The 24,551-nt window shown below is 71.7% G+C and carries 22 protein-coding genes; 12 read left to right on the forward strand and 10 right to left on the reverse strand.

Annotated features, from left to right (window positions below; genetic code table 11):
• From Air01nite_RS22570 to Air01nite_RS22580, 3 genes are all read right to left on the reverse strand, one after another.
• Window positions 1–2,332 (reverse strand): glycoside hydrolase family 65 protein (locus Air01nite_RS22570; RefSeq protein WP_203704925.1); only part of this gene is annotated, 2,332 nt, incomplete at its 3' end.
• Window positions 2,329–3,081 (reverse strand): HAD family hydrolase, encoded by a 753-nt coding sequence (locus Air01nite_RS22575; RefSeq protein ID WP_203704926.1) that lies wholly within the window; start codon window positions 3,079–3,081, stop codon window positions 2,329–2,331. The genes Air01nite_RS22575 and Air01nite_RS22570, both read right to left, overlap by 4 nt.
• Before the next feature lie 55 nt (window positions 3,082–3,136).
• Window positions 3,137–4,585 carry a multicopper oxidase family protein gene (locus Air01nite_RS22580; RefSeq protein ID WP_203704929.1) on the reverse strand — a complete coding sequence of 483 codons (1,449 nt, stop codon included), beginning with the start codon at window positions 4,583–4,585 and terminating at the stop codon, window positions 3,137–3,139.
• Between the two features lie 157 nt (window positions 4,586–4,742).
• On the opposite strand from Air01nite_RS22580, the gene Air01nite_RS22585 reads away from it, so the two are divergent.
• From Air01nite_RS22585 to Air01nite_RS22600, 4 genes are all read left to right on the forward strand, one after another.
• Window positions 4,743–5,147: a DUF3224 domain-containing protein gene (locus Air01nite_RS22585; protein ID WP_203704931.1), complete on the forward strand. Its 405-nt coding sequence runs from the start codon at window positions 4,743–4,745 to the stop codon at window positions 5,145–5,147.
• Window positions 5,144–5,701 (forward strand): MarR family winged helix-turn-helix transcriptional regulator, encoded by a 558-nt coding sequence (locus Air01nite_RS22590; RefSeq protein WP_203704933.1) that lies wholly within the window; start codon window positions 5,144–5,146, stop codon window positions 5,699–5,701. The genes Air01nite_RS22585 and Air01nite_RS22590 overlap by 4 nt, the downstream gene beginning before the upstream one ends.
• Window positions 5,702–5,762: 61 nt before the next feature.
• Complete coding sequence (locus Air01nite_RS22595; protein ID WP_203704936.1) at window positions 5,763–6,614, forward strand: MurR/RpiR family transcriptional regulator; 852 nt, start codon at window positions 5,763–5,765, stop codon at window positions 6,612–6,614.
• 24 nt (window positions 6,615–6,638) lie between these two features.
• A complete protein-coding gene (locus Air01nite_RS22600) occupies window positions 6,639–7,511 on the forward strand; it encodes an aldo/keto reductase (RefSeq protein ID WP_203704938.1) in 873 nt (290 codons plus the stop codon).
• A gap of 37 nt (window positions 7,512–7,548) precedes the next feature.
• Here the strand turns inward: Air01nite_RS22600 and Air01nite_RS22605 are convergent, their stop codons facing one another.
• Together Air01nite_RS22605 and Air01nite_RS22610 are read right to left on the reverse strand one after the other, a co-directional pair.
• Window positions 7,549–8,496 carry a hypothetical protein gene (locus Air01nite_RS22605; RefSeq protein ID WP_203704941.1) on the reverse strand — a complete coding sequence of 316 codons (948 nt, stop codon included), beginning with the start codon at window positions 8,494–8,496 and terminating at the stop codon, window positions 7,549–7,551.
• Between the two features lie 53 nt (window positions 8,497–8,549).
• On the reverse strand, window positions 8,550–9,854 hold the full coding sequence (locus tag Air01nite_RS22610; RefSeq protein ID WP_203704943.1) for an ABC transporter ATP-binding protein: 1,305 nt from the start codon (window positions 9,852–9,854) through the stop codon (window positions 8,550–8,552).
• A 273-nt stretch (window positions 9,855–10,127) separates the two neighbouring features.
• Between Air01nite_RS22610 and Air01nite_RS22615 the strand changes: the two genes are divergently transcribed.
• The 5 genes from Air01nite_RS22615 to Air01nite_RS22635 all read left to right on the forward strand — a co-directional run bounded on the left by Air01nite_RS22615 (window position 10,128) and on the right by Air01nite_RS22635 (window position 15,668).
• On the forward strand, window positions 10,128–11,045 hold the full coding sequence (locus Air01nite_RS22615) for a glycosyltransferase family 2 protein (RefSeq protein WP_203704945.1): 918 nt from the start codon (window positions 10,128–10,130) through the stop codon (window positions 11,043–11,045).
• A 61-nt stretch (window positions 11,046–11,106) separates the two neighbouring features.
• Window positions 11,107–12,924 (forward strand): maltose alpha-D-glucosyltransferase, encoded by a 1,818-nt coding sequence (gene treS / locus Air01nite_RS22620; protein ID WP_203704947.1) that lies wholly within the window; start codon window positions 11,107–11,109, stop codon window positions 12,922–12,924.
• Complete coding sequence (locus Air01nite_RS22625) at window positions 12,921–14,243, forward strand: maltokinase N-terminal cap-like domain-containing protein (RefSeq protein ID WP_203704949.1); 1,323 nt, start codon at window positions 12,921–12,923, stop codon at window positions 14,241–14,243. The genes treS and Air01nite_RS22625 overlap by 4 nt, the downstream gene beginning before the upstream one ends.
• Before the next feature lie 51 nt (window positions 14,244–14,294).
• Window positions 14,295–14,822, forward strand: a complete 528-nt coding sequence (locus Air01nite_RS22630; protein WP_203704951.1) for a YbhB/YbcL family Raf kinase inhibitor-like protein — start codon at window positions 14,295–14,297, stop codon at window positions 14,820–14,822.
• Between the two features lie 27 nt (window positions 14,823–14,849).
• Window positions 14,850–15,668 carry an LLM class flavin-dependent oxidoreductase gene (locus Air01nite_RS22635; RefSeq protein ID WP_203704953.1) on the forward strand — a complete coding sequence of 273 codons (819 nt, stop codon included), beginning with the start codon at window positions 14,850–14,852 and terminating at the stop codon, window positions 15,666–15,668.
• On the opposite strand, the gene Air01nite_RS22640 is transcribed toward Air01nite_RS22635, so the two are convergent.
• Genes Air01nite_RS22640 through Air01nite_RS22660 form a run of 5 tightly spaced genes read right to left on the reverse strand, consistent with a single transcriptional unit; the run spans window position 15,646 to window position 20,677 of the window.
• Window positions 15,646–16,671, reverse strand: a complete 1,026-nt coding sequence (locus Air01nite_RS22640; protein WP_203704956.1) for a DNA polymerase IV — start codon at window positions 16,669–16,671, stop codon at window positions 15,646–15,648. The two genes, Air01nite_RS22635 and Air01nite_RS22640, sit on opposite strands and share 23 nt — an antisense overlap.
• Window positions 16,668–17,912, reverse strand: a complete 1,245-nt coding sequence (locus Air01nite_RS41620) for an RNA polymerase sigma factor (RefSeq protein WP_275408302.1) — start codon at window positions 17,910–17,912, stop codon at window positions 16,668–16,670. The genes Air01nite_RS22640 and Air01nite_RS41620 overlap by 4 nt, the downstream gene beginning before the upstream one ends.
• 14 nt (window positions 17,913–17,926) lie before the next feature.
• Window positions 17,927–19,345 (reverse strand): PrsW family intramembrane metalloprotease, encoded by a 1,419-nt coding sequence (locus tag Air01nite_RS22650; protein WP_203704958.1) that lies wholly within the window; start codon window positions 19,343–19,345, stop codon window positions 17,927–17,929.
• Window positions 19,342–19,893, reverse strand: a complete 552-nt coding sequence (locus Air01nite_RS22655) for a hypothetical protein (protein WP_203704959.1) — start codon at window positions 19,891–19,893, stop codon at window positions 19,342–19,344. Before Air01nite_RS22655 ends, Air01nite_RS22650 begins: the two co-directional genes overlap by 4 nt.
• 49 nt (window positions 19,894–19,942) lie before the next feature.
• A complete protein-coding gene (locus Air01nite_RS22660) occupies window positions 19,943–20,677 on the reverse strand; it encodes a DUF2470 domain-containing protein (protein WP_203704960.1) in 735 nt (244 codons plus the stop codon).
• Window positions 20,678–20,803: 126 nt separating this feature from the next.
• Between Air01nite_RS22660 and Air01nite_RS22665 the strand changes: the two genes are divergently transcribed.
• From Air01nite_RS22665 to Air01nite_RS22675, 3 genes are read left to right on the forward strand one after another with little or no spacing between them, the layout of a single operon-like run.
• Window positions 20,804–21,676: a S1C family serine protease gene (locus Air01nite_RS22665; protein ID WP_203704961.1), complete on the forward strand. Its 873-nt coding sequence runs from the start codon at window positions 20,804–20,806 to the stop codon at window positions 21,674–21,676.
• 55 nt (window positions 21,677–21,731) lie between these two features.
• A complete protein-coding gene (locus Air01nite_RS22670) occupies window positions 21,732–22,946 on the forward strand; it encodes a sensor histidine kinase (protein ID WP_373310444.1) in 1,215 nt (404 codons plus the stop codon).
• A complete protein-coding gene (locus tag Air01nite_RS22675; protein WP_203704964.1) occupies window positions 22,943–23,587 on the forward strand; it encodes a response regulator in 645 nt (214 codons plus the stop codon). The genes Air01nite_RS22670 and Air01nite_RS22675 overlap by 4 nt, the downstream gene beginning before the upstream one ends.
• The last annotated feature ends 964 nt before the right edge of the window (window positions 23,588–24,551 follow it).

Here is a 24,551-nt window from a genome sequence, read left to right on the forward strand (position 1 = left end):
CCGCCGGCTGGCGCGGCTGCCGCCGGTGTGGCTCGAGCGGCGGGATCTTCACCCGGACCTCCTTGTCGGCGGTCACCGTGATCTGCTCACCGTGGTGGTTGAGCTCCACGCTCGCGTCCGCCTCGCCGTTGCGCAGCGAGTAGGTCGCCTCGTGCTGGCGCACGTCGACCCGCAGCCGCATGCCCCGCCACATGAGCGCGAACTCCAGCCGGCTGATCCGGGCCGGCAGCCGCGGCGCGAAGGTCAGCTGTTCCTCGTGGTCCCGCATGCCGCCGAAGCCGGCCACCAGCCCGAGCCACGCACCGGCCAGCGCCGCGATGTGCAGCCCCTCCCTGGTGTTGTTGTGGATGTCGTGCAGGTCCATCAACGCCGCTTCGCCGAGGTAGTCGTGCGCCAGCTCGAGGTAGCCCACCTCGGCCGCCACGACCGACTGCGTGCACGCCGACAATGACGAGTCGCGCACCGTGCGCCGCTCGTAGTAGTCGAAGTTGCGCAGCTTCTGCTCGTCGGTGAACGCGTCGCCGCACCAGTGCATGGCCAGCACCAGGTCGGACTGCTTAACCACCTGCCGCCGGTACAGGTCGAAGTACGGGTAGTTGAGCAGCAGCGGGTAGTTCTCCGGCGGGGTGTTGTCGAAGTCCCACTCCTGGTAGCGGGTGAAGCCCTCGACCTGCGGGTGCACGCCCAGCTCTTCGTCGTACGGGATGTGCATGTTGGCGGCCGCGTCCCGCCAGGCCGCGGTCTCCTCGTCGTCGACGCCCAACCGCCAGGCCCGCTCGCTGTGCCGGTTGACGCAGGCCGCGGCCTGCAGCATGTTCCGCTGCGCCATCAGGTTGGTGTAGATGTTGTCGTTCTTGACCGCGGTGTATTCGTCGGGGCCGGTGACCCCGTCGATGTGGAACTTGCCGTGCCGGTCGTGGTGGCCGAGCGAGTGCCAGAGCCGCGCCGTCTCGACGAGCAGCTCCAGGCCGATCTCGCGCTCGAAGTCGACGTCCCCGGTGGCCTGCACATAGCGGCGGACCGCGTCGGCGATGCCGGCGTTGACGTGGAACCCGGCCGTGCCGGCCGGCCAGTAGCCGGAGCACTCCTGGCCGCGGATCGTGCGCCACGGGAACGCGGCGCCCCGCAGGCCGAGCTGTTTGGCCCGGTCGCGGGCCATCTCCAGGGTCGCGTGCCGCCAGCGCAGGGCATGGGCAACCGCCACCGGCTGGGTGTACGTCAGCACGGGCAGCGCGAACATCTCGGTGTCCCAGAAGACGTGGCCGTCGTAGCCGGGACCGGTCAGCCCCTTGGCGGCGATCGGCCGCAGCTCGGCCCGGGCGCCGGCCTGCAGCACGTGGAACAGGCCGAACCGGACCGCCTGCTGCACCTCGGAGTCGCCCTCGACCTGCACGTCGGCGGCGTCCCAGAACGTGTCGAGGTATTCCCGCTGCTCGCGCACCAAGCCGTCCCAGCCCGAGAACTCCGCGGCGGCCAGCGCGGCGCTGACCTGGTCGCGGATCGCGGGCAGCGAACGCCGGCTGGACCAGCCGTAGGCGAGCAGCTTGACCACGACCAGCTTCTCGCCGGGCTTGAGGACGCAGGCGATCGTCGTGCGGGCCCAGTCGTCGTGCGACTCGGTGTTGATGTTGGTCTTGGCCGGGCCCTCGATCTCGTGCTGCATCGCCGCGCCGACCCGCAGGCCGCTCCGCTTGGTGCGGTGGATCAGCAGGCCGCGGGTCTGGTCGACGACCCGCTCCTCGATCTGCAGCGGCCGCTCCAGCACGGCGGCGACCCGGGGGTCGCGGCTCACGCCGGGCAGCTCCTCGTTGGCGACCAGCTCCGACTGGACGATCAGCCGCAGCGGCTCGTCGACCGCTTCGACCTCGTACCGGATCGCGGCGATGGACCGCTGGGTGAACGAGACCAGCCGGGTGCTGCGCACCTTGACCGCGCGGCCGGCCGGCGAGCGCCACTGCACGACCCGGTCCAGCGTGCCGGCCCGCAGGTCGAGCACGCGGGAGTGGGCGTCGAGCTCGCCGTACCGCACGTCGAACGGCTCGTCGTCGACCAGCAGCCGGATCAGCTTGCCGTTGGTCACGTTGACCACGGTCTGGCCCGACTCCGGGAACCCGTAGCCGGCCTCGGCGTACGGCAGCGGTCGCAGCTCGTAGAACGAGTTGAGATAGGTGCCGGGAAGCCCGTGCGGCTCGCCCTCGTCGAGGTTGCCGCGCATCCCGATGTGCCCGTTGCCGAGCGCGAAGACCGACTCGGCCTGCGCCAGCACGTCGAGATCGAGCCTCGTCTCGCGGACGTGCCAGGCCTCGACCGGATAGGCCCGCTCGCGGATCATGCCGTGCCCTCCAGCAGCTCGGAAAGGTCGCGCACGACGACGTCGGCGCCGTGTGCCTTGAGGTCGGCGCCATGGGTGCCACCGACCCGGTCAACGCCGATCACCAGGCCGAAGTTGCCGGCCCGGCCGGCCTCGACCCCGGCGAGTGCGTCCTCGAAGACGGCCGCCTGCGCGGGCGCGACGCCGAGCAGCTCGGCACCGCGCAGGAAGGTGTCCGGCTTCGGCTTGCCGGGCAGCTTCTCGGCCCGCGCGACGTTGCCGTCGACCCGAGCCTGCAGCAGCTCGCCGAGCCCGGTGATCCGCAGGATGTCGGGCGTGTTGGCGCTGGCCGACACGACCGCCGTCTTGAGGCCGGCCTGCCGCGCGGCGTGCAGATAGGCGACCGAACCGTCGTAGACGGCGACGCCGTCCTCGCGGATCCGGCGGACCAGCACCGCGTTCTTGCGGTTGCCGATGCCGTTGACGGTCTCGGCCTCGGGTGGGTCGTCGGGATCACCCTCGGGGAGGGTGATCCCGCGGGACGCGAGAAACGTCCGCACGCCGTCGGCCCGGGTGCGGCCGTCGACGTATTTCGGGTAGTCGGAACGCGGGTCGAAAGCCGTGAACGGCTCGCCGGTCTGCTCGCTGCGCCGGCGGAGAAATTCGTCGAAGGTCTCGGTCCACGCCGCGTTGTGAACGGTCGCGGTTTGCGTGAGCACCCCGTCCATGTCGAACAGGCAGGCGGTCACGTGATCGGGTAGCCCCAGCACGGGTCAAATCTAGTCGAACCCACCTGAGGGGATGTTACGTGGATCACCCTGTTCGTCAGCCGTGCTGGTGGCCGCCCGTTCCGCCGACGCGGCCTGCGGATTGCCCCGGTTCGACCACCACGAACTGCCCCATCATGCCGTTGTCCTCGTGCATCAGCAGGTGGCAGTGGTACATGTACGGCATGTCCGGGTCGGCGTAGTCCGCGAACCTGAGGATGATCCGCAGCTCACTCTTCGGCGGCAGGAAGACGGTGTCCTTCCAGCCGCCGAGCTCCGCGGGCGGCTCGCCGCCGTCGACCGAGAGCACCTGGAACTGGACATCGTGCACGTGGAAGTTGTGGCGCTGCCCGTCGGTGTTGCGGACCGTCCAGATCTCGGTGGTGCCCTTCTCGACCACGGTGTCGATCCGGTCGAGATCCATCTTGTCGCCGTTGATGTTGGTGCCGTTGAGCCGGAAGTCGCGGTTGACCGCGGCGGTGGCGGGGTCGAGCCGGGGGACGTCGGCGAGGACCTTCGGCACGGTGCCGACGTGCCGCAGCCGGGCCGCCGCCCGCAGCTCGAGCACGTCGAACCGGTCCTTCCCGCCGTCGAAGGACCCGCTGGTGGCCGGCGGGAAGCTGCGCAGGACGACCCGCTCGCCGGCCTGGAACGGCACGACCAGCTCGGCCCGCTCGCCGGGAGAGAGGCGGATCCGGGTGACGGTGACCGGCTCGGGCAGCAGGCCGCCGTCGGTGGCGACGAGTTGGACCGGCCGTTCGTCGGCCAGGCCGAAGGCGAACGTGCGGGACACGGAGGCGTTGAGCAGCCGCAGCCGGACCCGATCGGTGCGCACGTCGAGGTACGGGCCGTAGGTGCCGTTGACGAGCAGCAGGTCGCCCGTGTCGTGGTCGCGGATCTCGCCCTTGTGCAGTGCCTTGTCCTGCACGATCAGCGGGATGTCGTCGACGCCGTAGTCGTGCGGGAGAACGCGCTGGGCCGATTCGTCGTCGTCCAGGATGAACAGACCGGCCAGCCCCTGGTTGACGTGTTCGCGGGTGTGGCCGTGCGGGTGCGGGTGGTACCAGAGCGTGGCGGCCGGTTGGTCGATCGTCCAGGCGGGCGACCAGGTCGCGCCCGGGCGCACCGGCTGGTGGGGGCCGCCGTCGCAGTTCGCGGGCAGGTGCATGCCGTGCCAGTGGACGCTGGTCTCCTGCCTGAGGTTGTTGACGACGTTGACGCGGACCCGCTCGCCGCGCCGGGCGCGCAGGGTCGGGCCCAGGTAGTCGCCGTTGAAGCCCATCGTGCGGGTGGTGCCCTCGATGCCGAAGTCGCGGCTGCCCCGCTGGGCGTGCAGGTTGAAGACGCGGCGGCCGGCGGCGTCGATGCCGGAGTCCGCCAGGGGCGGAATGAGCAGGGGCCGGGCGAAGTCGACCTGCCCGACGGTGTCGACCGTGGCGCACGCCGCGCCGCCGGCCACCAGGAACGTTCCGCCGAGCAGGCCGGTCAGCAGGCTTCTGCGACGCATTCTGTCCGTACCTCCAGTGAGTTTGTCTTCTACATGTAGGCTGCCTCCCTATTTGGCCCGCGTCCATGCCGGGCGGCCTGTTTGGGGGCTGGTTCCGGGCGACCCCTAAGGAGCCGTTCCGGTTGACATGTGATTGAGTCACACATACGTTGAGGGCATGACCGAGATCATGGAAACCAAGCTCGAGATCACCTCATGGGACGAGAAGCCCTACCGCGAGTTCGACGACGGCCGGAAGTTCTCCAGGGCAGAGGTCACGCTCGCCGGCACGGGCGACGGCCTGACCGCCGGGTCGTTCGAGTCGCTGCTCTACTACCGCGCCGACGGCACGAGCGACTACGTGTCCATCATGGAGATCACCGGCACGCTGAGCGGGCGCACGGGCAGCTTCGTGCTGCAGGGCGCGGGCACCTACGACGCCACGACCGCCCGGGTCGCCACAACCATCGTCGCCGGCTCGGGCACGGGTGAGCTGGCCGGCATCAGCGGGTCGGCGGAGAGCGTCTCGACGCACGCGGACTACCCGCACATGCCATTGACCATCCGGTACGAGCTGGCGTGACCGACGAAAACCTCGACCATCAGGCCAACCTGCTCGGCGCGTTCGCCCTCGCGGTGGCGGACCGCGCGGCCGGGGCAATGGCGGCGGCCGGCGAGCCCAACCCGTCGGCCGCGGCTGCGCTGTCGGCCTTGCTGCACTTTCTCGACCGGCCGACGATCGACCAGCTCCGGCGGGTGCTCGGGCTGACCCCGTCCGGGGCGGTGCGGCTGGTCGACCGCCTCGCCGACGCTGGTCTGGTGACCCGCGGCCCGGGCGGTGACGGGCGTTCCCGCTCGGTGTCGCTCACCCCGACGGGCCGGGGGGTCGCCGAGCGGCTTTCCGCGGCCCGCGCGGCGACGCTGCACACCGCGTTGGCCGCGCTGTCGCCGGCCGAACGATCCACTCTGGACGGTCTGCTCGGCCGGGTGATGGCCGGCATCGTCCAGGAGAAGGAGGGCGGCGCCTGGCTGTGCCGCATGTGCGACGTCCGCGCGTGCGGCCGCGACGCCGGCCGTTGTCAGACCGCCAACGCTGCCGCGGCCAAATACGGCCCGATCGCGCGAGCGAGACGGTGACCTTCCTGGAGTGAGGCCGCGGACGCCTCCCGTGGAACGGGTTCCCTGTTATGATCGTTTCGTGGAACAGAATTCCGCGGATCAGCTCGCGGCGCGGATCAGGGCCCGGTTGCCGGAGTTACGCGACGCCGAGGCGCGGGTCGCCCACGTGCTGCTCGATCAGGGTGCCCGGCTCGTACACCTCAGCGTCAATGACGTCGCGGTGCTTGCCGGCACCGCGCAGTCGACCGTGGTACGCGCGTGTCAGCGGCTCGGCTTCCATGGCTACCAGGAGGTCAAGATCGATGCCGCCCGGCGCCGTTCCGGCGGCGTCGAGCCACCACCGGACGCCAGCGAAGATGTGATCGGTCACGCACTCGCCCAGACCATCCACACCGCGGTAGAGGCACTGACCGGGGTGCCCGCGACCCTGGCCGTCGGCGAGCTGCGAACCGCCGCGGAGCGCATCGATGCCGCGTCTCGGATCCTGGTCGCCGGCACCGGCCTGTCGGGCGCCACTGCCGTCGACGCGGCGTACCGGCTGCGGGCGCTGGGTCTGCCGGTCGACCTGCCACCCGACCCGCTCACCGCCCAACTCGCCGCCGACCTACTGCCCGAGCACGCGGTATGCCTTGCCATCAGCCACAGCGGCGCCACCCGTTCCACCGTCGACACCGCCCGCCGCGCCCGCGACCGGGGCGCGACGGTCGTCGCCGTCACCAGCTACGCCCGCTCACCGCTGACCGAGGTGAGCGCCTGCGCCCTCGTCGCCGGCGGGCAGGACCTCGTCTTCGGCCTCGAGGCCGTGGCGAGCCGGCTCGCCCACTTCACCGCGATCGACGCACTCACCCTGGCCCTGCGCTTGCTGCGCGGCGGGGCGGCCGACCACGCGCTGTCCGTTTCCGCCGAAGTCACTGCCGCGCACAGCTACTGACACCCTCGCGAGGAGCAGCACGAGATGTCCAACGAAACGTTCCACCTCGGCGGTGACCTTCCGGTGCGCCGCCTCGGCTTCGGCTCCGGCCAGCTCGCCGGCCCCGGCTACTGGCGTGCCCGACTCGACACCGCGCGCAGCACCACCATCCTGCGCCGGGCCGTCGAGCGTGGGGTCATGCTCGTCGACACCGCCGACAACTACGGGCCGGATGTCGTAGAGGAGCTGATCGCCGACGCGCTGCACCCGTACCCGACCGGGCTGGTCATCGCCACCAAGTGCGGGGTGGTGCGGACAGGGCCCGATGTGTGGCATCACGCGGGACGCCCGGAACAGCTGCGGGCGCAGTGCGAGGCGAGCCTCCGCCGGCTCCGGCTTGACACGATCGACCTGTACCAGCTCCACCGCATCGACCCCGACGTGCCGTTGACCGAGCAACTCGGCGCTCTCGCCGAGCTCCAGCAGGCCGGCAAGATCCGTCATATCGGAGTCGACACGGTGACCGCCGAGGAGCTCGGGCGTTGCCTCGCTGAGGCCGAGATCGCGTCGGTGCAGAACCGGTACAACCTCATCGACCGCGACTCGGAGCGAGTGCTCGCCATGTGCGAGGCGCGGAACATCGCGTTCCTGCCGTGGTTCCCGCTCGGCAAGGGCCTCCTCGCAACCGGCGGCGAAGGCGGAGTCCTGCGTGCGATCGTCGAGGTCGCCCACCGCCACGGCGCCACCGCCAGCCAGATCGCCCTGGCCTGGCTGCTGCATCGCGCGTCGGTCATCCTCCCCACGCCGGGCACCGCGTCCCTCGCCCACCTGGACGAAAACCTCGACGCCGCCGGCATCGTGCTCGACGCCGACGACCTGCGCCAGCTCGACGAGCTCACCATGCCAGCAAGCTCATGAGCCGGCGCCCGGGGCGTTCATCGAGGATGGTGGCCGGCTAGAGGTTCGCGATGGTCCGGAGGATCTCCGCGTAGAAGTTGCCTTCGATTTCGCGGAACAGGGCGAACGGCGAGTCCGGGTTGCCGAAGAACGGGCGCAGGGTCCAGGCCAGTTGGGTGCCGACGAAGCCGAACAACAGGATCCAGATGTAGAGCAGCGTCATGCTCGCCGGGCGTTCGGCGGCTACGCCGCCCGAGGAGCGGACCAGCTTGTAGCGCTGCGACTCCGGGTCCCAGACCCGCTGCTGCGATCCACTTCGGGCGACCAGCACGGGCAGGGCAGGCGTGGGCGCGGCTCCGCCGCCGTTGGCTGTGCTGGCGGTGACCTCGCCGTTGGTGACGGCGGCGCCGACCGTGGCGGGCACCTTCTCGGCCGCGGCGGGCACGGCCTCGGTGGTCGCGGGCGCCGCCGCGACCAGGGCCGGCTCCGGCTCGCGGGCCGGGCTCAGCAAACCGTGTGCGTGCAGCACCTGCATGCCGCCGGTCAGGAAGCGCAGGCCGACGATCGCCGACAGGGCCAGGATCGACACGTTGAGCAGCTTGAAGAAGCCGTAGTCCGGCGCGGTGATCAGAAAGAACAGGCTGATCGGCGCGAACGCCACCGCGAGCATCGCGGTCACGGTGATGGCCACCATCACCAGCGAGACCGCCTGCTTGATCGAGAGGCGGGCGCCGAACACCAGGTTGAACAGGTAGAGCGTGGGCAGGCAGATGGCCAGGGTGACCAGGAACAGCAACGGCAGCTTGACCGCTGACGTGAGTGCCATCAGGGGGCCGTTGAAGAAGCCGAGCACCGCGCCGTAGCCGGCCAGCGCGACCGCCGAGCTGGCCAGCATCTGGACGGTGAGGCGGTTGAGGTCGCGTTCGTCGACGATCTGCTGCCAGATGCTGTCGCGGTCGCGCAGGATGCGTTCGATGATCAGCAACCCGGGGCTGTTTGCCGGCACGGTCGGATCCTCTCTGGACTCACGTGGCGACAGACGCTAGACCACCGGTCTGGTCAGCGCCACCCCACATCGATGCGGTCACCGCGATCGTCGAAAAAGTGCAGGGCGTCCATGCGCACAGAGACGGACAACGCGGTGCCGGGTTGCACGTTCGGGTACGGCGCGAGCCGCACCGCCAGCTCCGCCGGCCGCCGGTGGTGCCGGCCCTCGTCGCTCAGCACGCTCGTGCGGGAGCGCGAGGTGCGCTCCTCGGTCGCCACGGGGCCGCCGGAGCGGGCCGTCAGGCGCTGCATCGCGTGCCCGAACCTGCGCAGCGCGCCGCCCTCGGCGGCCGGCTCGGCCGGTGCCTGGCCCATCTCGTCGACGACGACCGCGGTCGCGCCGATGTCGAGGAAGGCCAGCGACTCGTGGCCGTGGTGCTCCAGGTAGCGGATGCGGCCCTGCAACACGTCACCGGGGGTGTTGGGCCCGACCGGGGTCAGCGCCTCGGCGCGCAGGCCGATCACGATGCGCTCGCCGTGGTAGTGAGCGACGGCCCGCGCCCGGATGTCGTCCCAGGGCAGGTAGAGCGCCTGGTCGCCGAGGTTGAGGGTGACGTAGCGGTCCAGGTGGACGTAGACCGACGCCTCCAGCAGGTTCATCCGCGGGCTGCCCAGGAAGGCGGCGACGTAGAGGGTCGCGGGGCGGCCGTAGACCTGGGTGGGTGTGCCGACGTCCTGCAGCACGCCGCGGCGCATGATGGCCACCCGGTCGGCCATGGTCAGCGCCTCGGCCTGGTCGTGCGTCACGTAGATGGTGCTGACGCCGAGCTCGCGGACCAACCCGGAGATCTCGGCGCGCAGCTCGGCCCGCAGGCCACTGTCGAGGTTGGACAGCGGCTCGTCCATCAGGAACAGGCCCGGCCGGCGGACGATCGCGCGGCCCATCGCCACCCGCTGGCGCTGGCCGCCGGATAGCTGGTTGGGCTTGCGGCCGAGCACGTCGCCGATGCCGAGGGCGCTGGCGACGTCGGCGACCCGCTCGCCGCGCGAGGTCGGCTCGACCTTGGACAGCCGCAGCGGGAAGCCGATGTTCTCGCCGACGGACATGTGTGGATAGAGCGCGAAGTCCTGGAACACCATCGCGATGCGGCGCTCGCGCGGTGGCAGGTCGTTGGCCAGCTCGCCGTCGAGGAGGATCGCACCCGCCGACGGGTCCTCTAGGCCGGCGACCATGCGCAGCACGGTGGACTTGCCGCAGCCCGACGGGCCGAGCAGGACCATGAACTCGCCGTCGTTGACGTCGAGACTGACGTTGTCGACCGCGACCGTTCCGTCCGGAAAGATCTTGGTCACGTCTTTGAGCGCGACGGTGGTCACCGTCTCCTCCCCAAGGTCGGTTCCCCGATGAATGACTGTGACGAGAGTTACTCGAATATCCCATCGGGTAAACGTGCCATGTTCAGCCTGTGACAATCCGACTACCTGCATTGACCGTGATGGTTGCCGGGCCGACGGGGAGTAGTCGACGGGTGCGCGATCCGTTGATCATGCCCGGGGTCGAGGGCGCAAGATCGGGATCTGTCAAGTGATACGCAAGCTGGCCTGCCTCCGCTAGCCTCAGCAGTCGGCATATCGAGCGAGGGAGCCCGGATGCGTCTGACGGTGGGGGTTCTCACCTACCGCAGTGCGGCCAACCTGCCGCCACTGCTCGCCGCGCTGCCCGCGGGCCTGGCCGGCGTGGACGACTGGCGGCTGGTGGTGGTCGACAGCGGCTCGTTCGACGACACCCTGATCGTCGCCAAGGACCTGGCGCCCGACGCGACCCTGGTGCAGCTCGACAGCAACCGCGGCTTCGCCGCCGCCGCCAACGTGGTCGCGTCGGTCGACCCGGAGGCCGACGCCGTGCTGATCCTCAGCCCGACCACGCGCCTGCGCCCGGGCTGTGCCGCGGAGTTGCTGGCCGCGCTGACCGAGCCGGGCGTCGGCATCGCGGTGCCCCGCCTGATCGGGCGCGACGGCGCCTACAAGACCTCGCTGCGCCGGCGGCCCACGCTCGGCCGCGCGGTCGCCGAGGCGGTGCTGGGCGGCCGCCGGGCCAGCCGGCTCGGCCGGGGCGAGCTGATCGCCGACCCGGCCGGCTACGACCGGCACACCCGGGCCGACTGGGCCACGGGCGCGGTGACCATGTTCAGCCGTGCCTGCCTGACCGCGACCGGCCCCTGGGACGAGAGCTTCTTCCTCTACAGCGAGGAGACGGAGTTCGCCCTCCGCGCCGCCGACCACGGCTTCCGGCTGGCCTTCGTGCCCGATGCCGAGGCGGTGCACAACGGTGGCGACGCCCGCAACGTGCCGGCTCTGTGGGGCATCATGGTCGCCAACCGGGTCCGCCTGCACGGCATGCGGCACGGGCCCGCCGCCGCCACCGCCTTCTGGGCGGCGATCACGCTCGGCGAGGCCGCCCGTTCGGCCCGTGACCGCAACCACCGTTACGCCACCCGCAAGCTGTTGCGGGAGCGCAAGTCGTTGGTGCGGGGCCGACCGGCCGTCGTACCAGGTGATCTTCGCTAGCGCAGCTGAACACGCCCGTCTTCACCCTGTGGCGAATCGGATTCGGCATTAGCGTGGAGGCATGACGGACGTGACGGCTGGAACAGTGTCGGTGCAGCCACCGGACCCGGCCGAGGGCAGTCACGTCGAGCGCGGCATTGTCGAGCACCCCAACTCTGACGACTTCCACCACGCCCGAAACGTGCCGGTCGACCAGACCTGGTTCCAGCGTGCGGTCTTCTACGAGGTCCTGGTGCGAGCGTTCGCCGACTCCGACAGTGACGGCTCCGGCGACCTGCGCGGGCTGATCGACAAGCTCGACTACCTGGCGTGGCTGGGGGTGGACTGTCTGTGGCTGCCGCCCTTCTACGACTCGCCCCTGCGCGACGGCGGCTACGACATCCGGGACTTCTACAAGGTGCTGCCCGAGTTCGGCACCGTCGACGACTTCGTGGCCCTGCTCGACGCCGCGCACAAGCGGGGCATCCGGGTGATCACCGACCTGGTCATGAACCACACCTCCGATCAGCACCCCTGGTTCCAGGAGTCGCGGCGGGACCCGGACGGGCCCTACGGCGACTTCTACGTCTGGAGCGACACGGACACCGAGTACTCCGACGCCCGGATCATCTTCGTGGACACCGAGGAGTCCAACTGGACCTTCGACCCGGTCCGCCGGCAGTTCTACTGGCACCGGTTCTTCTCGCACCAGCCGGACCTCAACTACGCCAACCCCGCCGTCCAGAACGCGATGCTCGACGTGCTGCGGTTCTGGCTCGACCTCGGCATCGACGGCTTCCGGCTCGACGCCGTGCCGTACCTGTTCGAGTCCGAGGGCACCAACTGCGAGAACCTCCCGGAGACACACGCGTTCCTGCGGCACTGCCGCAAGGTCATCGACGACGAGTTCCCCGGCCGGGTGCTGCTGGCCGAGGCCAACCAGTGGCCCGCCGACGTGGTCGCCTACTTCGGCGAGAGCGAGTCCGGCGGCGACGAGTGCCACATGGCTTTCCATTTCCCATTGATGCCGCGCATCTTCATGGCGGTCCGGCGCGAGTCGCGCTTCCCCATCTCCGAGATCCTGGCCAACACGCCGGCCATTCCGGCCAACTGCCAGTGGGGGATCTTCCTGCGCAACCACGACGAGCTCACGCTCGAGATGGTCACCGACGAGGAACGCGACTACATGTACACCGAGTACGCCAAGGACCCGCGGATGAAGGCCAACATCGGCATCCGCCGGCGGCTCGCGCCGTTGCTGGAGAACGACCGCAACCAGCAGGAGCTGTTCACCGCCTTACTTCTGTCACTCCCCGGATCGCCGGTGCTCTACTATGGCGACGAGATCGGCATGGGTGACAACATCTGGCTAGGCGACCGCGACGGCGTTCGCACGCCTATGCAGTGGACCCCCGACCGCAACGCCGGTTTCTCCACATCGACCCCTGGCCGGATCTACTTGCCGGTCAACCAGGACCCGATCTACGGTTACCAGTCTGTGAACGTCGAGGCGCAGCGCGACAGCTCGACGTCGTTGCTCAACTGGACGCGGTTGATGTTGTCGGTGCGCCGCCGGCACGACTCGTTCGCGGTCGGCACGTTTCAGGAGCTAGGTGGTTCGAACCCAGCCGTACTGGCATACCTGCGCCACCATGAAGACGACGTCGTGCTCTGCGTCAACAACCTTTCCCGCTTTCCCCAACCCATCGAGCTGAACCTGCAGGCATGGTCGGGCTACTCGCCGATCGAGCTGACCGGTCGCGTCCTGTTCCCCCGGATCGGCCAGCTGCCCTACTTGCTCACCCTGCCCGGGCATGGTTTCTACTGGTTCCAGCTCACCCCACCGTCCGAAGAGGACGACCCGTCCCGGGCGGCCGAACGGAACATGGAGGACTCATGACTTTGCCGTACGCCGACTGGCTGCCGCAGCAGCGGTGGTACGCCGGACGCGGCCGGACCCTCCACAGTGTCACGCCCGTCGCGGTCACTGCCCTCCGCGAGTCGCTCGACCACGTCCTGCTCGACGTCACCTACGAGGACGGCGGCACCGAGCGCTACCAGCTCTACGTCGCCTGGGACGGCGAGCCGCGGCCGGAATACTCGGGCGTCGCCAACATCGGCGTCGACCACGAGGCCGACCGCTCCGGCTACGACGCGCTCTACGCCGAATGGGCCGCCCGCACCCTGCTCGAGTGCATCGACCAGGACGCGGTCGTCGGCCGCCTGCTGTTCCGCCGCGAACCGGAGGCAAAGCTGCCGCTGGAGGCGCCCGCCCGGGTGGCCGACACCGAGCAGAGCAACACCAGTGTGGTCTTCGACCGGGCCGCGATCCTCAAGGTCTTCCGCCGGGTGGTCGCCGGGATCAACCCCGACGTCGAGCTCAACCGGGTGCTGGCCCGCGCCGGCTGTCCCAACGTCGCCCAGTTGCTGGGCGCCGTCGAGAGCACCGACGAGCGGGGCGAGCCGGTCTCGCTGGCCATGCTCACCGCGTACGCGGAGAACTCCGCCGAAGGCTGGGCCATGGCGACGACCAGCGTGCGCGACCTGTTCGCCGAGGCGGACCTGGCGGCCGACGAGGTGGGCGGCGACTTCTCCGGCGAGTCCTTCCGGCTGGGCGAGGCGGTCGCGGTCGTGCACCGCACGCTGGCCCAGGAGCTGGGCAGCGAGACGGTCGACTTCCCGGTCGACCGGATGCTGGCCCGGCTGGCGCGGGCGGCGGCCTTCGTGCCCGCGCTGGAGCCGCACGTCGAAGCGGCCACGGCCGCCTTCCGTGCCGTCGGCGGCGAGCGGATGACCGTCCACCGGGTGCACGGCGACCTCCACCTCGGCCAGGTGCTGCGGACGCCCAAGACCTGGTTGCTGATCGACTTCGAGGGCGAGCCCGGGCAGCCGGTCGAGGAACGCCGCCGGCCCGACTCGCCGCTGCGCGACGTCGCCGGGATGCTGCGTTCGTTCGAGTACGCGCCGCACCACCTGATCGTCGACCAGCCCGACGACGCCCAGGTGGTCTACCGCGCCCGCGAGTGGGCCGACCTCAACCGGCGGGCGTTCTGCGACGGCTACGCGAGCGCGGCGGGCGAGGACCCACGCTCCCGGCCCGCGCTGCTCGGCGCGTTCGAGCTCGACAAGGCGATCTACGAGGCCGCGTACGAGGCCCGCTTCCGCCCGAGTTGGCTGCCCATCTCCCTGCGTTCGGTGGCCCGCCTGCTGGGCGAGTGACGTGGACGCCGGTTCCTGGTGCTGGCCGAAACGCTGAGGAAGGATGATCGTATGAGTCTCGAACGACCCGTTCCGCCGGATCCCTACGACCTTCTGCCGCCGAAGCCGTCGTTCACGCTGACCAGCGACGACGTCGCCGACGGGGTGCAGATGGCCGACACGTTCGCCGACCCGAGCGTCGGCGGCGCCGGCCGGTCGCCGCAGCTGTCCTGGTCGGGCTTCCCGGAGGGCACCAAGAGCTTCGCGATCACCTGCTACGACCCGGACGCGCCGACGCACAGCGGCTTCTGGCACTGGGTGCTGGTCAACATCCCGGTCTCGGCGACCTCGCTCGCGCAGGGGGCGCAGCCGCCGGCCGGCGCGTTCGCGGTGCGCAACGACTACGGCACCAAGGAATACGGCGGTGCCGCCCCGCCGGCGGGCGAGCCCTTCCCGCACCGTTACCTGTTCACGGTGCACGCGGTCGACGTCGAGAAGCTCGACGTGACGCCGGACGTCTCGCCGGCCGTGGTCAGCTTCAACCTGACGTTCCACGACCTGGCGCGGGCGGTCATCCGCCCGACCTATCACATCGCATAACGGACAATTCGGCGTAGGCTGGTGCCGGTGAGGATCGGCATCGGCCTACCCAACGCGATCCCGGGCGTCCCGGGCAGCGTCCTCGTCGACTGGGCCCGGCGGGCCGAACACCACGGCTTCGCCGGGCTCGCCACGATCGACCGGATGGCCTACCCCAATCACGACTCGCTCACCGCGCTGGCCGCCGCCGCGGCGGTGACCAGCCGCATCGAGCTGTTCACCGACATCCTGGGCCCGACCTACCCGCCGGCGCTGCTGGCCAAGGTCGCGGCCACCGTCGACCAGATCTCGCGGGCCCGGCTCACGCTGGGCCTCGCGCCAGGCGCCGGGGCGGGGCAGGGGCAGGAATTCGACGCGTTGCTCGACGAGGTCCACCGGATCTGGTCCGGCAACCCCGAGCACTCGCCCGCCGCCGGCCGCGCGGTGCCCGTGCTGATCGCCGGCGCGGGTGAGCCCGCTCTGCGCCGGTTGGTCGCGCGCGGAGCGGGCGGCGCGCTCGGCGGTGCCTCGCCGGAGCAGGCGATCGACTACGTCGCGCGGGTACGTGCGGCCTGGCGGGAAGCCGGCCGCGAAGGGAAGCCGCGGATCGCCGTGCTCGCCCACTACGCCCTCGGCCCGGGCGCCGAGCTCCAGTCGCTGGCCCACCTGCAGGACTTCTACGCGCTGCTCGGCGAGTACGCCGACACGATCGCGGCCAACGCCCTGCGTACACCGGAAACGATCCGCGAAGCGGTCAAGGCGTTCGCCGCGGCCGGCGTGACCGAGCTCTACCTGAACCCCACCGTGCCCACCGTCGACCAGGTCGACCGGTTGGCCGACGTGGTCAGTCCGGCATTGCGAGATTGACCCGCACACCCAGCAGCCGCACCGGCCGCTTCCACTCGAACTTCGTCAGCAGGTGCAGCGCCGCCAGCTCGACCACCTCGGGGTCGGTCGTCGGGCCGGCGCGCAGTTTCATCTCCCGGGTCGGCGTGAAGAAGCTGGTGTAGCGGACCTTGACCGCGACGTGCGTGATCTCCCGCCCGTCGTCCACCACGTCCGCGGTCAGCGCGCGGGCCATCGCCGCGACCTCGCGGGAAATCTCGTCGAGATCGGACAGATCCTCGGCGTACGTGTTCTCGCGGCTGCGCGAGCGGGCCACCCACGGCTCGGTGCTGATGTGGGTGTCACCGCCGCCGGACGCGGCCACGGGCAGCCACGCCGCCTGCCGCGGACCGAACCGCTCGACCAGATCCTCCGGCGGCGTGGCGGCGAGCTGCGCGATCGTGTGCAGGCCGAGCTCGTCGAGCTTGCGGGCGGTCTTCGGGCCGATGCCCCAGAGGTCCGCCGCGGGCCGCGGACCCATCACCGGCAGCCACTCGGCGGTGGTGAGCGTGTGCACGCCGCCCGGCTTCGCGAACCGGGCCGCCATCTTGGCCTGGAGCTTGTTCTCGCCGATGCCGATCGCGCAGGTCAGCCCGGTCTCGGCGAACACCGCCGCCTTCAGCTCGGCCGCCAGCGCCTGCGGGTCGGCGATGTCGCCGCCGACGAACGCCTCGTCCCAGCCCCAGACCTCGACGTCGACGGGGAAACCGCGCAGCACCGCCATCACCCGCTCCGACGCTTCGCTGTAGGCGGCCGGGTCGGTCGGCAGGAACACCGCCGACGGGCAGAGCTGGGCCGCCCGGCGCAGCGGCATTCCGGAGTGGACACCGTGCTCCCGGGCCTCGTACGAGGCGGTCGAGACCACCTGCCGGCGCGCCGTCGGGTCGCCCGCTCCGCCGACCACCACCGGTTGGCCGCGCAGCTCGGGGCGGCGCAGGATCTCCACAGCCGCCACGAACTGGTCCATGTCGACGTGCAGGATCATGGCGTGCTTGCCGCCAGCCGGTCCGCCCGCGTGCGCAGGTAGCGCTGTTCCGGCTCGCTGAGCGTGCGCTCGGCGGCCAGCCGGTAGGCGGCGGCCGCGCCTCCGGCGTCGCCGGCGAGCTCCAGCAGGTGCGCCCGGACAGCCGCGAGCCGGTGGTGCCGGGCCATCCGCTCGTCGCCGTCGAGCGTCGCGATCAGGTCGAGCCCGGCCCGCGGCCCGGACACCATCGCCACGGCGACCGCCTTGTTGAGCCGCACCATGGGGCTGTCGGCCACGCGCTCGAGCAGGTCGTAGAGCGCCAGCACCTGCCGCCAGTCGGTGTCGGCGGCGGTCGGCGCCTCGTCGTGGACGGCCGCGATCGCCGCCTGCAGCTGATAGGCGCCCGGCCGCGTGCGGGCCAGCGCGCTGGAGACCAGCGCGACGCCCTCCGCGATCGCTTTCCGGTCCCAGCGCGACCGGTCCTGCTCGTCGAGCGGCACCAGCTCACCGCCGGGGCCGGTGCGCGCCGGGCGGCGGGCGTCGGTCAGCAGCATCAGTGCGAGCAGGCCCGCCGCCTCGCCGTCGTCGGGCAGCAGCCGGTGCAGCATCCGGGCGAGCCGGATGGCCTCCGCGGACAGCTCGACCCGGGCCAGCTCCGGCCCCGAGGAACTGGTGTAGCCCTCGTTGAAGATCAGATAGAGCACCTGGAGCACGGCGTCCAGGCGGGCGCCCCTGGACTCCGGCGGCGGCAGCTCGAACCCGATGCCGGACGACTTGATCTTGGCTTTGGCCCGACTGATCCGCTGGCCCATGGTCGGCTCGGGCACGAAGAACGCGCTGGCGATCTCCGCGGTGGTCAGGCCGCCGACCGCACGCAGGGTGAGCGCCACCTGGGCCGGCACCGCGATGGCCGGGTGGCAACAGAGGAACAGCAGGACCAGTGAGTCGTCGCCGGCCTGGGTGTCGGCGTCGGCGGGCTGCGCCACCCGGGTCGCGGCGGGGTCGCGCAGGAAGTCGCTCTCCTCGCGGAGCCGGCGGGACTCCTCGCTGCGCAGCGCGTCGATCAGGCGGCGCGACGAGACCCGGATCAGCCAGGCCCGCGGGTCGTCCGGCACGCCCTCGGCGGGCCACTGGGTGGCGGCCGCCAGCAGCCCCTCCTGCACGGCGTCCTCGGCCGCGTCGAAGTGCCCGTAGCGGCGCACCAGCGCACCCAGCACCTGCGGCGCGAGCTCCCTGAGCAGGTCTTCGATGGCCACGACCAGAAGCCTACGACCGGTCAGCCGAAGGTTGTGTACCGCGCGACGGCGCTCACCAGGTAGGCGAGGGCGAAGATCAAGGCCAGGACGGCGGCGGTACGCAGGCGCGGGTCGGCCCGCTGGCGGGTGGATCGGGCCCGGGCCACGCCCCACACCAGGAAGCCGAGCGGGAGGATCAGGAAGATCGGGTTGATCAGCACCGCGAAGGCCAGGACGAACGAGATCCAGCCGGCGATCGTGGTCGGGTGCAGTGCGTCGGCGTCGCCGATGCCGACCTGGGCGACGCCGTACCGGGCGCGTTGCAGCTGTGGCAGGCGGGCGGCGTACCCGGCCTCGCCGTTGTCCCGCATGTCCACCGCGAGGTCGGCCTGCGCGCGCTGGAGCGCCCGGACCCGGCCGTAGGCGCGCATCCCGCCGTAGACGTAGGCGTTCCAGCGGGCCCGGCCCCGACTGCGCCAGCCGCGCAACGCGGCGATCTCGTTGTGGGTGGCGATCCACGGGTTGTGCAGGCTCTCCAGCGGGCCGGCCAGGCCCTCGTACTCGTCCTTGCGGAAGAAGTGCAACAGGATCAGGAACGTGCCGAGGATCAGCAGGCCCTTGATCAGCAGGACCAGCAGGATGCCGTAGGTGCCCGCGCTGTCGGTCAGCGAGGCGGCGGCCGGCGAGTTCCAGAGGAAGTGCATCAGCCAGGCCAGGGCGAGGGCGCCGAGCGCGACGCCGATCCGGTTGAACCAGGATCGTTCCCGGTGCAGCACGGCGTACGCGACACCCGCGCCCGCGATCGCGCTGTAGACCGTGTGGCTCCACAGTCCGGCGAGCAGGCCACGCACCACGAACGTCTGCACGACCGGGCCCAGGCTGTCGGTGCCGGCGGCGGCCACGGCGTTGAGGCTGTAGGTGATGTTCTCGATCTCCTGGAAACCCAGGCCGACGAATGCGCCGTACACGACGCCGTCGAGGACGCTGTTGATCTGTTTGCGGGCCAGCAGCACGATCATCACGATGCCGAGCGTCTTGAGGATCTCCTCGTCGGTCGGACCCTCGATCGCCGCCGCCCAGTCCCGGACGAAGCTGAGCGAGGTCACCTTGACCAGGATCGACTCGAGGGCGGTGTTGGCCCGCAGCGCGTTGGCGCTGGCCACGAAGCCGCCCCAGATCAGCGCGGCGGCGAACAACCAGCGCGGTTCGGGCTCGAGCCAGTCGACCGCGCGGATGATCGTCACGAACACCGCGCCGTGGATGGTGAACAGCACGACGGCGAGCACGAACGCGCCCGGCGCGTCGGCGATCGCGGGGCCGAACGCGTTGATGAGGATCACGATGCCGGCGATGCTCAGCGCGATGAAGAACCAGACCGCCGGCCACCGTGCCGCGGCAGACCACGACGGGAACACGCGCCGCCTGCCCGGGACCGGCGTCGCCGGCTGCTCGATGCTCATGCGGTCTGGTCGATCGTGACCGTGCGGACGCTGGTCTCCAGTGCGGCGCGGTGTGCGGTGACGCCCGCGTCGTTGCCGTCGACCACCGCGGTCACGCCCGTGCCGGATTGCAGGTAGACCGTGTACCGGCCGGTGCGGTTCTCGCCGACGTAGGTGGCCTGCAGCCCGGGTATGCCGCTGTTGGAGGTGACCGCCTGGTCCGGCGAGATGGCCTGGATGCCGGCGACGTTCTGCACCTCGGCGCGGATCCGGTCGGCCAGTTGCTGGAGCGTGCCGGGGAAGCTCTCGGCGGTCAGCCGGTAGCGCACGCCGTCGACGGCCAGCGTCACCACCCCCTGGCTGGGTGAGGTCTGGTCGGCGACGACGGAGGCGTCGGGCGGCGGCACCACGCTGGCGTTGCTGGCGAACTCCAGCGGGGCGGTGGTCGACACCGTGGTGTTGGAAAGCGCGCCGTCGATCGCGGGCACCCCGAGCGAGAGGGCGAGCACGCCGGCGACCACCGCGAGGCTGCCGGCGAGGTTGCGCCGCCACGCCTTGGTCGCTGCCATCAGCACATTGTCCGCGATCACCCCGGCCGGTGACCAACACGGCGCGGGATCAGTGTGCGGCGACCCCGTTGGCGGCGAGCAGCGCGTGCATCAGGTGGTTGAGCTCGCAGACCGAGCCGACCGGGCGTTCGAAGCCCAGCCGCAGCCGCTGGCCGCCGCCGGTCGCCGAGCCGACGACCAGCCCGTAGCGGTCCATCCGCAGGGCCCGGCAGTCCGTCGGCGCGGCCCGCCCGCTGACCCGCTCGACCAGACCGGCGAGCTGGCCGAGGTGGTGGTCGTTGAGGTCGTGCAGCAGCCGGCCCTCCTCGGCGGCGAGCGGGTCGGGCGCGGCGGCGCGGAACTCGGCCGGGTCGAGCTCGACGAGCGCCCGGCCGTTCGCCAGCCGCACCTCGCTGGTCTCGATCCGGAACAGCATCTGGAAGCGGCCGACGTCGAGCAGGTCGCCGAGCGGGCTGACCTGGGCGTACGCGTCAGCGGCGGCGCGCGCCTCCGGGCCGTCGAGGGGTTCCGGTTCGCCGGTCAGCCAGAGCCGGCCGCGGCTGGGAGAGGACGGGGTCGGCGGCACGTCGTCGACACTCAGGACCATGGGCCCGCTGCGCGCCGCCGCCCCCGAGGTGAGTGCGGTCGCGAGGTCGGTGCCGAGAGCGACGAGCAGCAGCGGGTGTCCGTCGGCGGGCGTCGCGTGGCGCACCTTCACCCGGCCGGGGTAGCCGCGGATGTGCGCGGTGCCCTCCAGCCGGCCGTTCGCCAGCGTGCGCGCCACCTCTGCCGCCGTCGGCCGCATGTTGCCCTCCTCACGTGGGGTACGAGTCAACTTAAGTTAGGCTCACCTAATTCACAAGCTCTCGCGTCCAGGAAAGTCGCAGTTCAGCCCCAGGTAGAGGCTAGATATCGGGGGCACGGTGAAGACATGACCGATTCGCTGAGCCGCACAGACCCCCACCAGACCTGGCCGCACCAGCCGGCAGCGGCCGCCCCGAGCGGGCCGGTCCCGCCCTGGAGCCACGACCCCTACGGCGCCGCGCCCGCCGGTCCACCGCCGCGCCCCCGCCGCGGCGGACGGTACGCGGCGGTCGCGGCCGGCGTGCTCGTGCTCGCCCTCGGCGGCGGCGTCGCCGGAGGCGTGATCGGTGCGCACACCGACCAGTCCGCGGCGGCCACCAGTTCCGGCACGGCGAACGCGACGAACGTCTCCACCGAGTCGGCGACGATGGCCTCGGTGGCCGCCCGCACCTCGCCGAGCGTCGTCACGATCACGGTGCAGGTGCCGCAGGGCACCGTCGAGGGTTCCGGCGTGATCGTCGACGACCAGGGTCGGATCATCACCAACAACCACGTGGTCGACCAGGCTCGCGGCGGCGCGACGGTGCAGCTTTCCGACGGGCGCTCGCTGCCGGCGCAGATCCTGCGCACGGACCCGAGCCACGACCTGGCGCTGCTGCAGGTCGACCCCAGCGGCCTGACCCCGGCGACGCTGGGCGACAGCTCCAACGTCCAGGTCGGCGACACCGTGCTCGCCTTCGGCAGCCCGCTCGGCCTGTCCGGCACGGTCACGTCCGGCATCGTCTCGGCGCTGGACCGGCAGGCGCAGGACCTGGGCCTGTCCGGCCTGATCCAGACCGACGCGCCGATCAACGCCGGCAACTCCGGCGGCCCGCTGGTCGACGCCGCGGGCCGGGTGATCGCGATCAACGTCGCCAACGCCTCGACCGACCAGGGCGGCGGCAGCATCGGCATCGGCTTCGCGATCCCGATCAACCAGGCGCAGTCGTTGCTCAGCTGACTTTGCTCTGCAGCCACATACGCACCACCCTGTTAGCGGGGTGGTGCGTATGTGGGTGCAGAGCAGAGTCGTGGGGCCGCTGTTCCGGGGCTCCACCTACCGCCGTGGCGTGTATCTGCTGCTCGGCGGCGTGATCGCGCTGCCCTACGCGCTGCTCACCGTCGTTTTCGTCAGCATGCTGACCACCGACGACCTGCCGAAGCCGGCCATCTGGGTGCTCGTCGTGATCGGCGCCGCGATCGGCGTGACGCCCGCGTTCCTCGGCGGCACCCGGGCCGTCGAGATCGTCGCCGCCCGCGGGCTGCTCGGCGTCGACCTGCCCGACCCGGCTGGCCCCGCCGACCGGGAGACGACGCTGCGCGGCGCCCTCTGGTACGCCCTGCACGTCGTCTTCGGCGGCCTGGTCGGGTTCGCCCTGTTCACCGCGCTGCCGATGGCACTGGTCTTCGTGCTGCAACTGTTCGCGAGCGACAGCATCCGCCGGGCCGGCCTGCCCTTCGCCGACTGGAACCCGGCCGCGCTGACCGCCGGTGGGGTCGCCCTGCTGGTGCTGCTCGGCTACGCGGTCGCCGGGTTCGGCGCGCTCGCCGCCCAGCTCGCGCCGACGTTGCTCGGGCCGTCGCCCGCCGAGCGGATCGCCGCACTGGAGGCGCGGGCCGGTCAGCTCGTCGAGCGCAGCCGGCTCGCCCGCGAGCTGCACGACTCGGTCGGCCACGCGCTCACCGTGACCACGCTGCAGGCGGCGGCCGCACAGCGCGCGCTCGGCGATCCGGAGTTCGTGCGGCGGGCGCTGGTCGCGATCGAGGAGACCGGTCGCGCCGCGATGGAGGACCTCGACCACGTGCTCGGCCTGCTCCGGGACGCCGAGCGGGCCGAACGCCCGGCGCCGCAGCGGACGCTGGCCGACATCGACCGCGTCGTCGCCGACGTGACCGGCGCCGGGCTGCGGGTCTCGCTGACCCGGGACGGGCCACTCGCGAGCGTTCCGGCGGCGCTGTCCCGGGAGGGCTACCGCATCGTCCAGGAGGCGTTGACCAACGCGGTGCGGCACGCGGGCCCGGTGCCGGTTACGGTGCGGATCGCGGTCGTGGATCGGTCGCTGCGGATCGAGGTGGCCAACCCGGTCACCCGCGAGCAGCCCGCCGACCCGTCCGGGCGGGGTCTGGCCGGCATGCGCGAGCGGGTCGACGTGCTCGGCGGGCGGATGGCGGCCGGGCGCGAGGACGGGCGTTTCACGGTCACGGTGCGGCTGCCGACGGGAGGGTCATGACGGTACGCGTGCTGATCGTCGACGACGACGCGCTGGTCCGCGTCGGCCTGCGGGCGATCGTCGACGCCGAGGCCGACCTCGAGGTGGTGGCCGAGGCGGGCGACGGCGCCGAGGTGCCGCCGCTGGTCGCCCGGCATCGCCCCGACGTGGTGCTGATGGACGTCCGGATGCGCGACGTGGACGGGATCCAGGCCACCCGGCACCTGCTGGCGACCGCGGTCGCGCCGCCCCGGGTGATCGTCGTGACCACGTTCGAGAACGACGACCACGTGTACGACGCCCTGCGCGCCGGCGCCAGCGGCTTCCTGCTCAAGCGCGCGCGGCCGGCTGAGGTGGTCGACGCCATCCGGTTGGTCGCCCGCGGCGACTCGCTGCTGTTCCCGGCCGCGATCCGCCGGCTGGTCGCGGCCCGCGGCGGCACCGCCGACCGGCGGACAGCCCGGCTCACCACGCGCGAGGCCGAGGTGCTGCGACTGATGGCGGCCGGACTGTCCAATGCGGAGATCGCCGCGCGGCTGGTGGTCGGCGCCGAGACGGTCAAGACCCACGTGGGCAACGTGCTGGCCAAGCTCGGCGCCCGTGACCGCGTCCAGGCGGTGATCACCGCGTACGAGTCGGGCTTCGTGACACCGACCGGCTGAGCTCCCCTGCACGGGGGAGGCGGTCCACCCCGCGCGGGGAGGTTCGGGAGCCGCTCCGGCGGGAGCGTGATGGCATGACGAACTCACGCAACCTGGCCGGATATCTGGCCGCCGCCTGGGGCCTGGCCTACGGCCTCGTGGCGCTGGTCTGGGCGGTGACCGGCGACGGTTATCCGTTCGGTGTCAACAATCCCGACGACCGGACCCACCCGCTGCGGGCGGTTCCGGTCGACGTCGGTGCCGCGGTGTTCGCCGTGGTGCTGCTCGGCGCGGGTGTCCTCGCGCTGGCCGTCGCCGGCCGGCAAGCTGCCCGGCCACCGCGCGCGGCGCGCGCCGGCGTGCTCGGCATCGGCTGGACGGTGGTCGCCGCGCTGGTGTTCCTGGTGCCGGGCGCGCACATCCTGGCCATCGCCGGCTACACGCCGATGCTGCTGATCGGCGCGCCGTTCGGTTGGCCGGACGACATCGACTACGGCGTCATCTTCAACTGGACCACCGCCAACGAACTGTGCGCGATCGCCGGTGGCCTGTTGCTCGGCCGGGCCCTGCTGACCTGGCACCGGCGCACCTCGCCGGCCGCCGCGGCCGGTGGCCCGGTCCGCTGGGGACCGTGGGTGACCTACGTCGCGGCGGCCGTACCCGCCTTCTACGGGGTGACCCGGCTGGCCTGGGCGGCCGGCATCCCGCTGGGTGTCGAGCCGGCCACCCTCGACGAACCGGACATCGCCCTGGCGGCCACCGGCCTGGGCGGGTTCGCGCTGGTCGGCACCGTGCTGACGATCGGCTTGCTGCGGCCGTGGGGCGAGCGCTTCCCGCGCTGGATGGTCGGCCTGGCCGGCCGCCGGGTGCCGGTGCGGCTGGCGACCGTGCCGGCCGCCGCGGTCGCGGTCGCCGTGGGTGCGGCGAGCGCCAGCTTCCTCTCCGACGCCGACCTGCTGCGCGACGTCGCGTCCGGCGACCTCGC

This window comes from Asanoa iriomotensis, assembly GCF_016862515.1.
GTDB lineage: Bacteria > Actinomycetota > Actinomycetes > Mycobacteriales > Micromonosporaceae > Asanoa > Asanoa iriomotensis.

What these genes read in the sequence shown, in the direction of transcription:
- Air01nite_RS22580 (WP_203704929.1), bottom strand. Translation starts at nt 4,585, where the DNA reads ATGCGTCGCAGAAGCCTGCTGACCGGCCTGCTCGGCGGAACGTTCCTG.
- Air01nite_RS22585 (WP_203704931.1), top strand. Translation starts at nt 4,743, where the DNA reads ATGACCGAGATCATGGAAACCAAGCTCGAGATCACCTCATGGGACGAG.
- Air01nite_RS22600 (WP_203704938.1), top strand. Translation starts at nt 6,639, where the DNA reads ATGTCCAACGAAACGTTCCACCTCGGCGGTGACCTTCCGGTGCGCCGC.
- Air01nite_RS22615 (WP_203704945.1), top strand. Translation starts at nt 10,128, where the DNA reads ATGCGTCTGACGGTGGGGGTTCTCACCTACCGCAGTGCGGCCAACCTG.
- treS (WP_203704947.1), top strand. Translation starts at nt 11,107, where the DNA reads ATGACGGACGTGACGGCTGGAACAGTGTCGGTGCAGCCACCGGACCCG.
- Air01nite_RS22625 (WP_203704949.1), top strand. Translation starts at nt 12,921, where the DNA reads ATGACTTTGCCGTACGCCGACTGGCTGCCGCAGCAGCGGTGGTACGCC.
- Air01nite_RS22630 (WP_203704951.1), top strand. Translation starts at nt 14,295, where the DNA reads ATGAGTCTCGAACGACCCGTTCCGCCGGATCCCTACGACCTTCTGCCG.
- Air01nite_RS22640 (WP_203704956.1), bottom strand. Translation starts at nt 16,671, where the DNA reads ATGATCCTGCACGTCGACATGGACCAGTTCGTGGCGGCTGTGGAGATC.
- Air01nite_RS22650 (WP_203704958.1), bottom strand. Translation starts at nt 19,345, where the DNA reads ATGAGCATCGAGCAGCCGGCGACGCCGGTCCCGGGCAGGCGGCGCGTG.
- Air01nite_RS22655 (WP_203704959.1), bottom strand. Translation starts at nt 19,893, where the DNA reads ATGGCAGCGACCAAGGCGTGGCGGCGCAACCTCGCCGGCAGCCTCGCG.
- Air01nite_RS22660 (WP_203704960.1), bottom strand. Translation starts at nt 20,677, where the DNA reads ATGCGGCCGACGGCGGCAGAGGTGGCGCGCACGCTGGCGAACGGCCGG.
- Air01nite_RS22665 (WP_203704961.1), top strand. Translation starts at nt 20,804, where the DNA reads ATGACCGATTCGCTGAGCCGCACAGACCCCCACCAGACCTGGCCGCAC.
- Air01nite_RS22675 (WP_203704964.1), top strand. Translation starts at nt 22,943, where the DNA reads ATGACGGTACGCGTGCTGATCGTCGACGACGACGCGCTGGTCCGCGTC.